The following is a 15450-nucleotide window of genomic DNA, read 5'->3' on the forward strand; positions in this document are numbered from 1 at the left end:
CGCGCGCCGACTCCAGCACCGCCGCCGACACCTCCACCGTCCGCAGGCCCTCCCGTATGGTGACGATGCCGCAGCCCTCCGCCGCCTGCCCTGCCCGTACCGCGTCGCGGAACCGCTCGTGCTCGACGGCCAGCGGCTCGCGCTTGGGGAACGCGAAGCGCACGGTGTCGCCCTCCGCCACCCCGCGGAAGGCACGCAGCGCCTCCCACTCGGTGGCGACGGCGCCGTTGGCGTGGAACGTCAGGTCGGCGGTCAGGGTGTCCGCGACGAAGCACCCCCGCTCCCCGGTGACGGCCGTGAAGCGCTCCTTGAGCGGACTGAGCCAGTTCACCAGGTGGGAGACCATCGTCCCGTCCACCAAGGAGCCGACGACCGCGACCATGTCCTCGTGCTCCCGCCCGCTCTTGGAGACCGTACGGGCCGACAGCGACGCGTACGCCGCTCCCGTGATCCAGCTCGTGAGGTCGATGTCGTGGGTGGCCAGATCCTTGACCACGCCGACATCCGCGATGCGGTGCGGGAAAGGACCCTGGCGCCGGGTGACGACCTGGAAGACCTCGCCCAGCTCCCCGGCCTCCAGCCGGGAACGCAGCTGCTGGAGCGCCGGGTTGAACCGCTCGACGTGGCCGACACCCGCCACCAGCCCCCGTTCCTCGAACGCGCGCACGAGCCGGTGGGCCGCCTGCGCCGTGTGGGCCAGCGGCTTCTCGAGAAGCGCGCACACCCCGTGCGCCGCCAGCTGGAGGCCGACCTCCTCGTGCAGACCGGTCGGACAGGCGACCACCGCGTAGTCGACGCCCAGCGCCAGCAGATCGGCCACCTCGGGCAGCACCGGTACCCCGTGCGCGCCGAGCAGCCCGCGCAGACTGCCGTGCGGATCACCCGCGGGATCGACGGCGCCCACGAACTCGACGCCCTCCAGCGACGAGAGGATCCGCGCGTGGTTGCGGCCCATCGCGCCCAGCCCGATGAGCCCGGCGCGCAGCGTGCCGGGACGGCGGCGCCCGCCTGCGCCCCGCTCCACCGCCGCCGGGGCACCCGCGGGTGCGGGCGCCTCCACCGCCGGGCCCGCGGCCTCGGGGGCCCTGGGCGCGTCGGCCGTCTTCGGGGCGTTCGCGCTCGGCGCCGTGGGCGCCGGCTTCGCTCTCGTTCCCGTCATCGGGTCCCTCCCGCCTCGGCGACCGCACGGTTGGCGGCCGCCACGATCTGGTCCAGGTCGCCCGGGGTGAGCGAGGGGTGCACGGGCAGGGACAGCACCTCGGCCGCCGCCCGGTCGGTGACCGGCAGTTCGGCGCCCAGGTGCGCGTAGGGCCTCAGCCGGTGGATGGGCGTCGGATAGTAGACGGCGCAGCCGATGCCCTCCGCCCGCAGCCGGGCCTGCACCGCGTCCCGCACGGCCGCACCGCCGCGGACGCGCACCGTGTACTGGTGGTAGACGTGCCGGGCGCCGTCCGCGACCCGCGGGGCGACCAGCCCCGCGTCCAGCCCCAGATCCAGCGTCCGGGCGTTGCGACGCCGCTGCTGTGTCCACTCCGCCAGGCGTTCGAGCTGGACGCGGCCGATGGCGGCGGCCACGTCGGTCATCCGCATGTTGGCGCCGACGATCTCGTTCTCGTACCGCTGCTCCATGCCCTGGTTCCGCAGCAGCCGCAGCGTGCGGGCGCGCTCCTCGTCGGGGACGACGACGAGACCGCCCTCCAGGGTGTGCATGTTCTTCGTCGGATAGAAGCTGAAGCACGCCGCGTCCCCGAACGTCCCCACGGGGCGGCCGTGCAGCTGCGCCGCGTGCGCCTGGCAGGCGTCCTCGATCAGAGCGAGCCCGTGCCGCTGCGCCAGCTGGGTCAGCCTGCCCATCGGCGCCGGATGCCCGTACAGGTGTACGGGCATCAGCGCCGCCGTGCGCGGGCCCACGGCCTCGGCGGCCGCGTCCGGGTCCAGGCAGAAGGTGTCGGGATCCACCTCGGCGAAGACCGGCTCGGCACCGGCCAGCCGTACCGCGTTGGCGGTCGCCGCGAACGAGAAGGAGGGCACGACCACCTCGTCGCCCGGCCCGATCCCCAGCGCCAGCAACGCCAGATGCAGCGCGGAGGTACCCGAGTTCACGGCGACACACGGGCGGCCCTCGACCAGCGCGGCGAACTCCTGCTCGAACGCGGCGACCTCGGGTCCCTGCACCACCCGGCCGTCCCGCAGCACCCGCACGGCGGCGGCCACCTCCTCGTCCCCGATCACCGGCTTGGCCGCCGGGATCGTGGACGTGGCCACGACGGGCGCCACGGAAGCGGTCGGCGGCGCCGGAAGCCCGCCGACCGCACCGGAAGGCGCTGCTGCGGCGACGTGCGTGTCAGAACCCGGAGACCCGGCCACCGCGGCCCCGGCGGCGAGCGCCTCGCGCACGGCGGGCGGCTCGGCGGTGGCGGGCGCCTCGGCGGTGGCGGGCGTCGGCCGGGCGTCGGTGGACGCGCCGGAATCGCCGGGCTCGCCGGCGGCCGTCGCGTACGCCGAAGCCGGCTCTGTCGTCGGTGCTGTCGTCGGCGCCGTCGTGGGCGCCGACGCGGGCCCGGCAGCCGGATTCATGTCTTTTCGCAGCCCTTGCATGGCGGATGTGCCCCTCCGGTTCCCCGGCAGATTCGCCCTATGTGGACCCACATCCGGCCGCGCTCTTGCACTATAGGCTTACAAATCACCCGGACCGCCTAACCGCGGATCCCGGGCTCAGGCCCACGGTTCACCCTGCGGAGCACGCCGCCGAGCCGGACTCACGAAGCGTCACGGCCCCGCCCTCCGTGCTGTCCGACGCGCGCTCCTCGTACCGTTCGCCCGTCGTCGGGCACTCCCACACGCCGGGGTGGCCCGGCACGGCACGCAGCCGCACGCCCGCCCTGCCCACCCAGCCGACCCGGCGCGCAGGCACCCCCACCACGAGTGAGAAATCCGGTACGTCGGACGTCACCACGGCACCCGCCGCCACCATCGCCCAGCGGCCGACCCGCACCGGCGCCACGCACACCGCCCGCGCCCCCAGCGACGCGCCCTCCGCGACGGTGACGCCGACCGCGTGCCAGTCGCCCGCCCGCTTGAGCGTCCCGTCCGGGTCGACGGCGCGCGGCGCGCGGTCGTTGGTGAGCACCACGGCGGGCCCGACGAAGACGCCGTCACCCAGCTCGGCCGGCTCGTAGAGCAGCGCGTGGTTTTGCACCTTGCAGCGCGCGCCGAGCCGGACGCCCGCACCGACGTAGGCCCCCCGCCCGATGACGCACTCCGCACCGACCACCGCCCCCTCCCGCACCTGCGCCAGCTCCCACACGGTCGTGCCCGTCCCCACGGCGGCGTCGCCGGAGACCTGCGCGCCCGGCATCACCCGGAAGGACGTGCGCGAGCCCCCGCCCGGAGCGGCGCTCGCCACGCTGCTCGTGTCGGGGCTCGTACCGGTGCTCATGCCTGTGCTCGTGTCGGGGCTCATGCCTGTGCTCATGCCTGTGCTCGTGTCGGTGGTGTCCATGAGGGCTCGCTCTCTGTGCGGCGGTATGGCCGGTTCCCTGTGGCGCGGGGTGGCCGGTTCCCTGTGGTGACGGGCGGCGGGAGCCCGCCGGCCCGTCGGTGCCCGGAAGAGGCAGCGGACGGCCCGCTGGGGCGAGGATGGCGGCGCTCACGCACCCGCGGTGCCCGGCGCGCCGCGCCGCGCCGCTGCCGTCGACCGCGCGGGGCGGCCCGTCCGCCGACCGGGTGAGCGGGGCCCGTGCGGCGCGCCGTGCGCGAGGGGGCCGACGGGCCCGGAGCGATGGTGGCGTCATGGCCCGATCCGATGAGATTCCCGTCCCCCAACCGAGCGGCAGGACACGGTCCTTCAGCCTGCCCGGCACCCTGGCCCAGCGGTGGAACGCGCTGGCCGTGGCCGCCTGCGGGGTCACGGTGCTGGTCATGGGGTACCGGCACCGCTGGACCAACGACGACGCGCTGATCTACACCCGCGCCGTGCGCCAGATCCTCGCGGGCAACGGCCCCGTCTTCAACGCCACGGAGCGCGCCGAGACGTCGACCGGGACGCTGTGGCAGTGGTTGCTCGCCGCGGGCAGCGCCGTGCCGGGCGTGGACGATCCGCTGCGGCTGGCCGTGGCACTGGGGCTGCTGCTGACCGTCGTCGGCTACCTCCTCGCGCTCGACGGCACCCGCCGCATGATCCGCCTCACCCGCCCGGCGGGGGCGCTGCTCCCCTTCGGTGTCGTGCTGCTGCTGCCGCTGTGCGCGACCTGGGACTACGCGACCTCGGGTCTGGAGACGGGCCTCTCGTTCGCCTATCTGGGCGGGTGCTGGTGGCTGCTGGTCCACGCGCGGGTGCTGCGGGCGAGGGCGTCACACCCGGGAACGCGAGCGCAGGCGGGAACGCGAGCGCAGGCGGGCGCGGAGGGCGTGCGGGCGCGGGTGGAGGACGGCCGAGCCCCAGCGCTGCCCGCGACGGCGTGCGCGCTGGGGCTCGGCCCCCTGGTGCGGCCCGACCTGGCGCTGGTGAGCGGCCTGTTCCTGGTGGCCATGTGGCTGATGTGGCGTCCCGGGTGGCGCACGACCCTCGGCTGGGCGGGCGCCGCCGTGGCGCTCCCCGTCGCCTACGAGGTCTTCCGCGCGGGCTACTACGGCGTGCTCGTCCCCCTCCCCGCCATCGCCAAGGAGGCCTCGGGAACGGAGTGGCGGTTCGGCTGGGACTACATGCTCAACACGCTCAACACCTACGCGCTGTGGGTGCCGCTGGGACTGGTCGCCGCGTACGCGGTACGGGCAGCGGTCCGCCGCGCCCCCGGGCGGCGGCCGGACGACGCCCGCGAGCCGGACGGCACCCGACGGCCTGGCAGGGTGCGGGCGGCGGACGCGGCGCTGGTGGGGGCGCCGGTCGTCGCCGGGCTGCTGTCGGCGTTCTTCGTCGTCAAGATCGGCGGCGACTTCATGCACGGCCGCATGGTGCTGCCCGCGCTGTTCCTGGTGCTGCTGCCGGTCTTCCTGCTGCCGTACGGACGGATGACCGTGGCGCTGGCCGGGGCGGTCGGTGTGTGGGGGCTGGTGTGCGCACTGGCGCTGCGGCCCCCCATCGAGAGCCCCGACGACCCGCGCATCGTCTTCGACTCCCACACCGTCTACCAGCACCTCCTCGGCGACCGGCACCCAGTCGGCCAACTCGCCCACACCACGACCCCGCGCGCCTTCACCACGGCCGCACGGCGCACCATCGAGCGCGGGAACCACGGACTGGTGCTGCGGCTTCCCTACGACAAGGGGTACCCCGTCGTCCCCCTCGCGCCCCACGTGCGGGCACCGGTCGCCGCCGCCGAGGCCCGGCTGGGGCACGCCGGAGCGGTACTTCCGCTGGACGGCTTCGTCATCGACATCCTCGGACTGGCCAACCCGCTGGGCGCCCACACCGAACCCGTCAGCCGGAAGAAGGCGGGGCACGAGAAGCCGATCGACCGTGCCTGGATCGTCGCGGACGTGACCGCGCCCGGAACCAGCGTCCCGGGCGTCGACGCAGGTGACGTACGCGCTGCACGGCACGCCCTGACCTGCGGGCCGCTCCCCGGACTGCTGGCCTCGGCCCGCGAGGCGATGAGCCCCGCACGCTTCTGGGACAACCTCACCGGCGCCTGGGACCGCACCCGCATGCGCATCCCCGCCGACCCGGTGGAGGCCGAACGCGCCCTGTGCCGGCGGGACTAGGTCGTGTCTTCAAAGTCCCGCCTGCCTGGCGGTGTCTGGCACGCCCTCCGGGCGGACGCCGCTACTTTGAAGACACTCCCTAGAGGCGCCGGGTGCCGGAAACGCGTTTCCGGCACCCGGTGGCGGCCCCGCCGTCAGCGTGCCGTGCGGCGGGTGTCGCGGGCGCGGACGAGGGCGCGGGTCACCACGGGGGGCAGGAGGTCGACGGCGAGGCGGCGGGCGGCACGGGTGCGCGGCGCCCGCGCGGCGGCGGCGTCCGGCGCCGGCGCGTGCCGCGAGACGGGCACCGGCGGCGCGTCGGACTTCCGCGCACCGACCAGCAGCATCCGCCTGCCCGCCACCTCCTGCCACTGCAACCAGCACCTGCCCCGCTCCCGCAGCGCGGCGTGCAACGCGTCCTGCCAGGGTTCCGCGTCGCCCCACGTGCCGTAGAACTTGTGGCTGGAGACGCACACGGGCCGCAGCCCGCTCTCCAGTACGGCCTGCCAGGTGGCGCAGGCGACGCCCGGGGTGTGGTCGGAGCGGTAGTCGTCGAGCACGACGACGCCCTCGGGCCCGAGGGCGTCCCGGGCGGCCGCGATGTCGCCGTACACGTGCTCGTACAGGTGCGAGGCGTCCACGTGGACGAAGCGGCAGCTGCCGTCCTCCACCTCGCGCGGCACCACGGTGGTGGGCGCCTGGAGGATGTGCGGCAGGTCGTCCCAGAAGGAGCCGTAGTTGGCCTCGAACGCGCGTCGGGTGAGGGTCGCGTAGGAGCCGCGCATCTCACGCGCGTTGGCGGCGTCCGGCGCCTCGGAGCCGAACAGGTCGCAGACGGTGAAGCGTTCGTGCGGCGCGTCGAGGTAGGCCCGCATGAGAACGGCGCTCTTGCCCATGTAGGCGCCCATCTCCAGCAGGTCGCCGCGGTGCCGCAGTTCCCGCTGACGGCTGAGGAACCAGTCGAAGAGGATGAGATCCGTGCGGTAGAACCAGCCGGGCACCTCGTCGAAGGAGCGCGGTGCGGGCAGTGCCTGCGCCCGGCCGCCCGGTTCTGGGGCGGCCGGTGTCCGGCCGGACGTGGACGCGGCTGTGGTGGTCATGGAGGCGGGTCTCCTCTGCGGACGGGGACGTTCGAGGGGGCCGAGGCCCTGTATAGGGGGCCGGTCCGAGCCGGCGCACGCCCAGGAACCGCACCTCGGCGAAGCTTCCGCGCGCCGCCGTCCGCGGGCCACCCGGAGTTCAGCGACCGTTCCGCGCGGCGGAGGAACCGCCCTGGCGGGCACGGTCCACGCCCGGCACGGGGCCGTGCGGAAACGCTCCGCCCGCGAGGCCCTCAGAGGGGCGCGGGTCCGCCGGATCGCCACCAGAGCGGTCACGGGCCCGCAGCCAGGCGGGGAACGGCGGTTCGACGAACGGCCACAGACAGCTGCGCACCTGCGGCGTGCTCAGCAGCACGGCGAGCCCGACGGCCAGCACCGTCGTCCCCGCCACAGCCGGCAGACCCCAGGCGAGGACGAGCCCGTAGCCGCCCGCCCTCTCGACGGCCTCGATCACCAGCCCGTGCAGCAGGAACGGATACAGCGCGCACGCCCCCAGCGCGGAGAACCTGGTCACCCGGGAGGAGACGAGGGCCAGGAAGGCGGCGACGAGGACCGCGCCCACACCGAAGAGCGCGAGCCGCACGCACACGTACCGCAACGGGGACAGCCCCAACTCCTCGCTGGTCGCCTCCATCAGCAGCCAGTCGCGGCTCACCCTGGGCGCCGCCCACCAGGCCCCCACCACGGCGGCGGCCACCACAGGCAGCGCGCACAGGCGTGCCGCCCGGCTCCCCACCAGGCGCAGGTGTGCGGGGCGCAGCCGCAGGCCGAGAACGAACCACGGCCAGTACATCAGCAGTCGCGGCAGGGCCGGTCCGCCGCCCACCTCCAGGAATCCGGTGCCGACGGAGACGAGCGCGGCCAGCGCGACGGGCCAGCGCACCGCGCTCCACAGCGGCGCGGTCAGCCGCCACACGAGCAGCGCGGCCAGGAACCAGCACACGAAGGACGGCCGCGTCAGCGTGACGGCGAAGGGCCGGTCCCACAGCAGCGTGTCCATCCCCGCGTACGCCGCCTCGAAGGCGAGATAGGGCACCAGGACGTGCGTCAACAGCCTCCGCACCTGGTCCGGGCGCCCGGTGAAACCGCGCGTAAGACAGCCGCTCAGCAGGGAGAGGGCGGGCAGGTGGAAGGCGTACACCAGCAGCCAGGCCGCCTTGGCGCCGCGCATCCCGTCGGCGACGGGCGCCCAGTTGTGCGCCAGCACCACCAGGACGACCAGGAGGAACTTCGCGTTGTCCAGGAACGGGTCCCGCCCGCCGTACCGCCGCGCGGGGCGGCGCCCGTCCGGGCGCCGCAGTCGTGCCCCTCCCGTCGCCGCGCGCGTCGCGCCCGTGGGTGGGGCGGGGGCCCGGTCTCGGGCCCTGGACCGGGTTCCGGCCCCCGCCGCCGTCCCGGTTGCCGCACCGGCGCGTGTGCGGGATCGCGGGCGCGCGCCGTCGAGCCCGCGGCCGCGGGGCCGCGGTCGCGGGGCGGACGAGGGGGAGGGGGCGGGGACCGGCGGGACCGGGGCGGTGCGGGCGGTCGGCGAGTAGGGCGCGGCGCCCTGCGCCGCACCGGCGAGGGCCCCGCCCCCGGTGGTCCGCGTCCCGGCCGTTCGGGGACCGGCGGTTCCTGGCCCGGCCATTCCGGTGTAGGCGGTTCCTGTACCCGTCGTCGCGGCTCCGACCGTTCCGGCTCCGCGTCCCGCCTCGGGCCAGTGACCCGTCGCGGGTGGGTGCCCGGTCACGGCGCCGCGTCCCGCGGGCATGTGCCCGCTGCCGAGCGCGGAGCGTCGGGTTTCCGGTGCGGGGTGCCAGGACCCCGGTGGGGAGGCCCAGGGTTCGGCTCCGCCCACCGCGTAACCGTGGGTCGCGTAGGTGTCGGTGAAAGGGTCCCAGGCCATCACGCCGTCCTCGGCTCGCTCGGCTCGCTCGGCTCTCCCTGATCCCGCGCCTCGCCGGCGGTGCCGAGTCCGCTCGGCCCCTGCACCGCGCCCGCCCCCAAACCGCCGGGGCCGCTCACCGCACCGGTCGCGAGGCCACCCGCCGCGCCCGCAGCGCCCGGGTCGGCCGACCCGCTCTCGGGCCGGGTCCGTGTCCGGGGCCTCGCCCGAGGCCGGGTCTTCGCCCGGGGGCGGGTGACGCCCGGCAGGGGTGGTTCGACGAGGGGTCGAGCGAGCCACCGTACGGGCGCGGTCGACAGCAGGACGGCGGCAGCGGCGCCCAGTGCCGTCAACAGGGCGGCGCCCAGGGGGCCCAGCGGGCGCAGCGGCGCGTCCCAGCCGTAGGCGTGCGCCGCGGTGGCCAGCAGCCCGTGCAGCAGATACGGGTACAGGGTGACGGCGCCCAGCGCGGTCAGCCACAGCGTGCGCCGGGGTACGAGGACGAGGAAGGCGGCGGTCATCAGCGCGGTCACCGCGAACAGGGCCAGCCGCACGAGCAGGTAGGGCGTCGTGGCCACGCCGAGGTCGGCCTGGCCGTAGCTCATCCACAGCCAGTGCACATCGGTGCCGGGGGCGAGCGCGTACGCCGCGGCGGCGCCGGCCGTGAGCACCGCGGGGGCGCACCAGCGCGCCCAGCCGTTGGCGCGCAGTCGTGCCAAGTGCGCGGGCTCCAGGGTCAGTCCGAGCACGAACCAGGGGAGGAACATCAGCACGCGGGGCAGCGCCAGGTCGTGGCCCGGAGTGGAGGTGCCCGCGGCCAGGGAGATCAGCGCGGCGACGGGGACGGGCCAGGGCACGACGCGCCACACGGGTGCGGTCAGCCGCCAGACGAAGAGCGCGGCCAGGAACCAGCACACGAAGGTGGGTTCGGTCAGCGTGAGCCGGTAGGGCTTGTGCCAGACGGTGGCCTCGACGGCGCTGTAGAGCACCTCGAAGACGAGGTAGGGCACGAGCACTCCGGCGAGCAGTCTGCGTACCTGGTCGGGCCGTCCGGTGAAGCCGCGCGAGAGGTAGCCGCTGAGCAGGATGAAGGCGGGCATGTGGAACGAGGCGATCCACAGGTAGGCGGCCTTCACGGTGCGGGAGCCCTCGACGAGCCCCATGGGCCAGGTGTGGCCGATGACGACGAGCACGATCAGCAGGAACTTGGCGTTGTCGAGAAAGGGGTCGCGCTCGGCGGAACCCTTGCCCGCGCGTCCGCCGGGGGCCGGCCCGCCGGGCCCACCCGGTTCCGGCCGGCCGGGCCCGCCCGCCGGGGGCCCGTCCCCTCCCGCGTCCCGGGGAGGCCGCTCCCGCCCCGCGTCCCGGGGAGGCCGCTCCCGCCCCGCGCCCCCGGAGAGCCGGTCTCGTCCCGCGCCCCCGGGCCGGGCCGCCCCCGTACGCGCCGACCCGCACGGCTCATTGCGCCCGACCCGCAGGAACCGGACGGACCCCGAGGGCCAGACGCACCGCAGGGGCCGCCCGGACCGGACGGACCGCAGAAACCGGGCGGACCGCAAGGACCAGACGGACCGCGGAGGCCGCAGGGGCCGGACGGACCGCCCGAACCGGGCGCACCGCAGGAACCGGCCGGGCCGCGAGGCCCGGCCGGACCGTTCCGGCCCCGCCTCGCGTCCGCCGCCGGGAGCGGCGGACGCGCGCGTGCCGGGGACGGCGGGTCGGCTGACGACGCCGCCTTCCGGTCCGGCTGGGTCGATGATCTGCGAGGCCATTGATCGGACAGTAGGTGCGGTCGGGCTTTCGGCCGTCGCGGCATGCCGCCGTCGGGGCCGAACGAGGGACATACGAGTGTTAAGAACGCATCTCCTCCCTTTTCCCACCTGAAATAGACGAGGACGAAATGGAGAAATCCGGTCAATACGGTCAAAAGAGCACTGAGTGAAGGGGAGGCCGCGATGAAGATCGTGTTCCTGTTGGACAACGCCTACGGAATCGGCGGGACGATCAGATCAACGGTGAACCTCTCCGGCGCCCTGGCCGACCGGCACCAGGTGGAGGTCGTCAGCCTGCGCCGCTCCCGCCAGGAGCCCGCGCTCAGCTTCGACCCGCGTGTACGGCTGACCTCGCTCATCGACCTGCGCCGCTCCTCGCCCGCCTACGACGGCGACGACCCCGCCTACCACCAGCGCAGCGAGCGCTTCACCGAAGGGCACGACCACTTCGAGAGGGGCATCTCCACCCGCCTCGGCGACCTGCGGATCAAGGCCCTGCTGGAGAACCTGGACGCCGACGTCGTCATCGGCACCCGGCCGAAGATCAACGACTATCTCGCCGCCTACGGCACCAGGCGCTACGTCCGCATCGGCCAGGAACACCTCACCCACCGGATGCACAGCGACCACATCCGTACCCACCAGGACGCGGCCCTCGCCCACCTGGACGGGTTCGTGACCGTCTCCTACGCCGACGCCGCCGCCTACCGCGCCGCCCTGCCCGACGTCCGCGCCCGGATCGTCTGCGTCCCCAACGCCGTCCCGCCGGCCGACGTCGAGCCCTCGGACGGGCAGGCGAAGCTCATCGTCGCCGCGGGGCGCCTGATCAAGGTCAAGCGCTACGACCGGCTGCTGCGCGCCTTCGCCCTCGTCGCCGACAAGCACCCCGACTGGTCGCTGCGCCTGTACGGACGAGGCCCCCAGCGCGACGCGCTGCGCCGCACCCTCGACGGCCTCGGCCTGTCCGACCGCGCCTTCATGATGGGCGCCCACTCCCCCATCGAGACCGAGTGGGCCAAGGGCTCCATCGCGGCCGTCTCCTCCGACGGCGAGTCCTTCGGCATGACCCTCGTCGAGGCCATGCACTGCGGTGTCCCCGTCGTCAGCACCGACTGCCCCTACGGACCCGGCGAGATCATCGCCAACGGGCGCGACGGGCTGCTCGCGCCGCTGGGCGAGAACGAGGACACCAACGTCCACGCCTACGCCGACGCGCTCCTCCACCTCGTGGAGGACCCCGCCCTGCGCACCCGCATGGGCCACGCCGCCCGCGAGAAGGCCGCCCGCTACAGCCCCCGGCGCATCGCGGGGGAGTACGAGGAGCTGATGGAAGGTCTCCTCGCCGAGCGCCGCGGCACACCGGGCGGCACCGGGCCGACGGCGCACGACACCACACGGCAGGCGACCGGCGGCGCCGCGGGGGACGCGGCCCCCGACACCGCACAGGACGCGGCCACCGGCCCCGGGGCCGGTCAGGGCGCCGACCGCCCGTCGGGCGAGGGGGCCGGAGCGGCACCCCGTACGGGGGCGCCCACGGCACCCCTGGCACCCGCGCCGCGCGGCGCGCGCTCCCGTACCGCACCACGCGGCGCGCGCGCCCGTGCGCTCCGCGCCGCACGCCGCGTCGTCCCCCGCGCGCTGGTACCCGCCCTGCGCCCCCTCGCGAGAATCCTGTCGGGCACCCCGCGTGCGGGCGGCAGCAGCCTGCCGCGCCCGCTCGCCCGGGTCCGGGCGCAGCACGACGGCGCGCTGCTGTTCCGCCTGCGCGCCACCACCCTCCCCCGGAGCACCGCCACGCTCTCCCTCCGCCCCCGCGGCCGCGACGGCACCGCCCCCGTCCGCCTCCCGCTGCCGCCCCGGGAGCAGGCCGACGCGGACGGCTGGGTCGAGGTCCGTCTCAGCCGCCAGGACGGCCCCTCCCTCCGCGAGGCCCGGTGGGACGCCTACGTCGAGCGCGCCTCGGACGGGCGGAGCAAGCGGGTCAAGGCCGAGCAGGTCGAGACGGCCCGGCTGTTGAGCATGCCGGCACCGGTGAACGCGGACGGCCATCTGGAGCCCTGGATCCCGTACGTGACGGAGGACGGCTGCCTGGCCGTCCGGGTCTGGTCCCGCGACCGGCACGCGGAGGTCACAGGTCTCGTACGCGGCGAGCACGGCTACGCCCTCACCGCACGGTTGTACGGACAGGGCGTCGCGCCCGAGCTGTCACGGCGCACCGTCGAACTCTCGGGCGGCCCCGTGCTGGTGGCGGTACCGCGCGGCGGCAACCCCCGGCAGGCGTTCGAGTTCCCCGGCCGCCGGGGCACCGAAGCGGACACCGTCGAACTGGAACTGCCCTACGAGCTGCCCGCGGCCTTCGCCGACGGCGCGGCCGAGGGGGTGTGGGACCTGTGGCTGCGGCCGGGGCTCGGTCCCGACCGGGTACGCCTGGGGCGGCTGCTGGGCGACCTGGCGGACCGCAAGAAGACCGACGTCACCCCCCGCACCCGGCTGGGCGAGAGCAACCTGGCCGTGCAGCTGTACTTCTCGCTCAACAACAACCTGGTCCTCACCCTCAAAACGCTGACCGCGCCCAGGGCGGACGACCACACCGCACCGGCGGCCACACAGCCCGCGACGCCGGCGGCCGCACAGCACACCGCGCCGGCGACCACGCAGCACACCTCATCGACGGCCGCCCGCCACTCCGACGAGGAGCTGCGGCAGCGGCAGGAGGCGACGGGGACACGCCAGGGCACGGGATCGTGGCAGGGATCCGAGGCGCAGACGGGCGCTCGCCGGCACGGCCCGGATCCGGCGGCGGGAAGCGCTCAGGGCCGCTCGTCCTCGCCGAGCGCCTCCGCCAGCGCCTGACCCCGCTCCCTCTCCTCCTCGGCCTCCACCTCGCCCTCCGCGTCGAGCGGCTCCCCGACCACCGCGCGCACCCGCTCCTCGCGCGCCTCGGCCTCCCGCACGAGCGCCCGCACGGCCCGGTTGAAGCGCACCAGGGACGGCGGTTCGGCCGGCCCGAGCAGCCGGACCTTCAAGGCGGCACGGGCCGGAGCGAGGGTGTCCTCCTCCGGATGGCGCACGGTGTGCAGCAGCCGGTCGATGCCCGTACCGTCCGGGCCGAGGAGGGTGGCGGCACGCACGGTGGGGCAGGCCGCCCGGAAGGCGTCGTCCTCTAGGCCGCTGGTGTTGGCGACGGCGTACGGCTTCTCGCTGCTGAGGTAGTCGGAGACGACGGACGAGACGTCCGAGACCAGCACGTCGGCCTCGTTGAAGCAGCAGAAGAGGCCAGGACCGCCGGCGGTGACGATCTGGTGCCGCCAGGCGGGCTGCGCCGCCCAGTACGCCTCCTCCCACGCCCGCGCCGCCTCCTCCACCTCCCGGGCGCGGCCGGGTCCCGGGGCCGGCTGGCGCAGCATCCGCTCCACCTCGTCGGCACGCCGGCCGAAGTCCACGCGGGTGAGCCTGCGCAGCTCGGCGGTCGCCTCCCGAAGCGCCGCCCGCGCCCCGGGTCCCGGCTCCTCGCCGTCCCGCCCGGCGTTCGCCCGCTGGATCAGCGCACGGACGCGCTGGTCGGCCTCTCCTGCGCGCGGGTCGACGGTGCCGGTCATCGGGTGCGGCTTGTACAGCAGCCGTACCCCGGGGTCGGCCAGCAGCGCGGAGACGATCGCCTCGCCCGCCACCAGCACCGAGGTGTTGCCCGGATCGTCGGTGAACCCCTCCCAGGTCGGCGCGTACAGCACGGTGAGACGGCCGTCGCGGCCCCGCGCCCCGGCCGCGCGGGTGCCCGCTGCCTCGATGGGCGCGAGCTGCGGGCGCCCGACCTCGACCACATCCTTGTCCTCCACCCCGATGTGCGCCAGCGCGTACCGCTCCCGGGCGGCCTCGCCCGCCACCCACACCTGGTCGTAGGCCTTGGCGTAGGGGTTGCAGGAGGAGAGCTTGTCGGACTCGCCGTGGTTGATGAAGGCGTGCTTGAGGGTGGGGATGCGCAGCACCTGCGAGGTCTTGCCGGAGTTCGCCGGGTGCAGCAGCACCTTGAGCGTGGAGTGCTCCAGCCGCATCAGGTGCGACACCTTGGGCACGCACAGGACGGGCACGTCCGTCGGGTCGATCTTTTGCACCATGAACCGCTCACGCAGCACGATCACGGGCCGGCCCTCCAACTCGGCCAGCGTGCTCAGCCACATGTTCGCCTGGTACGCGGAGGCGTTGCCGCCGGAGAAGTACATGCCCACCGTCGGCCGGTACTCCGCCAGCCACCCGTCCAGCCAGGCCAGCGCCTCCTCCTCGCCGGCCACCCGCTTGCCCGGCAGCAGCCAGGTGGCCAGCCACGCGATACCGGCGAGCATCCCGGCGCAGCAGCACAGGGCCGCCGCCAGCGCCCACGCCGGGTCCCCCGTCGCGGCCGACGCGCTCATCCCCGCCGTCAGCACGGCCGCGACACCCAGCAGGCGCACCGTCGCCCGCTGCGCGAACAGCGTCGGCGGCGAGGGAGTGAGCCCGAGCGCCGAGGCGTCGATGTTGCGGGTGACCACGGGCAGCCGTCTGCGGGCGCGCACCGACCCGGCGACCGCCTGGCACAGGAAGTGCAGGGCCCAGCACGCCAGCACGGCCGCCAGCAGCGGCGCGGTGCTGCCCGCGTCGAGGACGCCGAGTCTGCCCAGGCCGCCCAGCAGCAGCGCGTCCCGCAGCATCTGCCGGGCGGCAGGGGTGAACTGCGCCCGGGCCAGCCGCCGCTCCGTCCTGCGCGCGTGGTGCGGCAGCAGCACGTCCGTCAGCAGGCCCAGCGCTGCGCCGAGGACGACGAAGGCGGCCCCGGCCCCGGCGATGCCGCAGACCTGGAAGAGGTAGCCGGCGGCCAGCAGCCCGAGCGCGCATCCCGACCGGGTACGGTCCCGCATCCGGCGGACGCGCCGCTGCCGCTCCCGCGCGGCCTCGGCGCTCTCCGCCGCGCCCGCGTCGTCCACACCGGTCACGCGCTCCACCAGCCCACCCATCTCTGCACGGTAAGCAGCGGTGCAGGCGACCCGCGCGCCGTGGA

8 protein-coding genes and 1 pseudogene are annotated in these 15450 nt (G+C 75.2%); 2 read left to right on the plus strand and 7 right to left on the minus strand.

The window, feature by feature from the left end; translation table 11 throughout:
- Position 1: 1 nt before the first annotated feature.
- From DQ392_RS02660 to DQ392_RS02670, 3 genes and pseudogenes are all read right to left on the minus strand, one after another.
- Positions 2-1159 (minus strand): annotated as a pseudogene (locus DQ392_RS02660) (Gfo/Idh/MocA family oxidoreductase); the annotation flags it as partial.
- Entirely contained in the window at positions 1156-2277 is a 1122-nt protein-coding gene (locus tag DQ392_RS02665; RefSeq protein WP_425470467.1) for a DegT/DnrJ/EryC1/StrS family aminotransferase, read from the minus strand. The pseudogene DQ392_RS02660 and the gene DQ392_RS02665, both read right to left, overlap by 4 nt.
- 451 nt (positions 2278-2728) lie before the next feature.
- Positions 2729-3358 (minus strand): acyltransferase, encoded by a 630-nt coding sequence (locus DQ392_RS02670; protein ID WP_245981113.1) that lies wholly within the window; start codon positions 3356-3358, stop codon positions 2729-2731.
- A gap of 434 nt (positions 3359-3792) precedes the next feature.
- On the opposite strand from DQ392_RS02670, the gene DQ392_RS02675 reads away from it, so the two are divergent.
- The gene (locus DQ392_RS02675) at positions 3793-5703 is read left to right on the plus strand and encodes an arabinofuranosyltransferase AftB family protein (protein ID WP_114013818.1); all 1911 of its coding nucleotides are present in this window, start codon (positions 3793-3795) and stop codon (positions 5701-5703) included.
- Positions 5704-5837: 134 nt separating this feature from the next.
- On the opposite strand, the gene DQ392_RS02680 is transcribed toward DQ392_RS02675, so the two are convergent.
- From DQ392_RS02680 to DQ392_RS36125, 3 genes are all read right to left on the minus strand, one after another.
- On the minus strand, positions 5838-6782 hold the full coding sequence (locus tag DQ392_RS02680) for a class I SAM-dependent methyltransferase (protein WP_114013819.1): 945 nt from the start codon (positions 6780-6782) through the stop codon (positions 5838-5840).
- Positions 6783-6921: 139 nt separating this feature from the next.
- The gene (locus DQ392_RS34260; RefSeq protein WP_181856239.1) at positions 6922-8667 is read right to left on the minus strand and encodes an acyltransferase family protein; all 1746 of its coding nucleotides are present in this window, start codon (positions 8665-8667) and stop codon (positions 6922-6924) included.
- Positions 8667-9839, minus strand: coding sequence for an acyltransferase family protein (locus tag DQ392_RS36125; protein WP_245981103.1), 1173 nt, complete (start codon positions 9837-9839; stop codon positions 8667-8669). The genes DQ392_RS34260 and DQ392_RS36125 overlap by 1 nt, the downstream gene beginning before the upstream one ends.
- Positions 9840-10601: 762 nt before the next feature.
- Here DQ392_RS36125 and DQ392_RS02695 point away from each other — a divergent pair.
- A complete protein-coding gene (locus DQ392_RS02695) occupies positions 10602-13271 on the plus strand; it encodes a glycosyltransferase family 4 protein (RefSeq protein ID WP_114013820.1) in 2670 nt (889 codons plus the stop codon).
- Here the strand turns inward: DQ392_RS02695 and DQ392_RS02700 are convergent.
- Positions 13229-15406, minus strand: coding sequence for a hypothetical protein (locus tag DQ392_RS02700; RefSeq protein WP_245981104.1), 2178 nt, complete (start codon positions 15404-15406; stop codon positions 13229-13231). The two genes, DQ392_RS02695 and DQ392_RS02700, sit on opposite strands and share 43 nt — an antisense overlap.
- Positions 15407-15450 lie beyond the last annotated feature (44 nt).

It is taken from the genome of Streptomyces reniochalinae, assembly GCF_003323735.1.
Classification (GTDB): domain Bacteria; phylum Actinomycetota; class Actinomycetes; order Streptomycetales; family Streptomycetaceae; genus Streptomyces; species Streptomyces reniochalinae.

Coding starts and splice junctions, on each gene's coding strand:
- DQ392_RS02670 (WP_245981113.1), bottom strand. CDS start 3,358: ATGCCGGGCGCGCAGGTCTCCGGCGACGCCGCCGTGGGGACGGGCACG.
- DQ392_RS02675 (WP_114013818.1), top strand. CDS start 3,793: ATGGCCCGATCCGATGAGATTCCCGTCCCCCAACCGAGCGGCAGGACA.
- DQ392_RS02680 (WP_114013819.1), bottom strand. CDS start 6,782: ATGACCACCACAGCCGCGTCCACGTCCGGCCGGACACCGGCCGCCCCA.
- DQ392_RS34260 (WP_181856239.1), bottom strand. CDS start 8,667: ATGGCCTGGGACCCTTTCACCGACACCTACGCGACCCACGGTTACGCG.
- DQ392_RS02695 (WP_114013820.1), top strand. CDS start 10,602: ATGAAGATCGTGTTCCTGTTGGACAACGCCTACGGAATCGGCGGGACG.
- DQ392_RS02700 (WP_245981104.1), bottom strand. CDS start 15,406: ATGGGTGGGCTGGTGGAGCGCGTGACCGGTGTGGACGACGCGGGCGCG.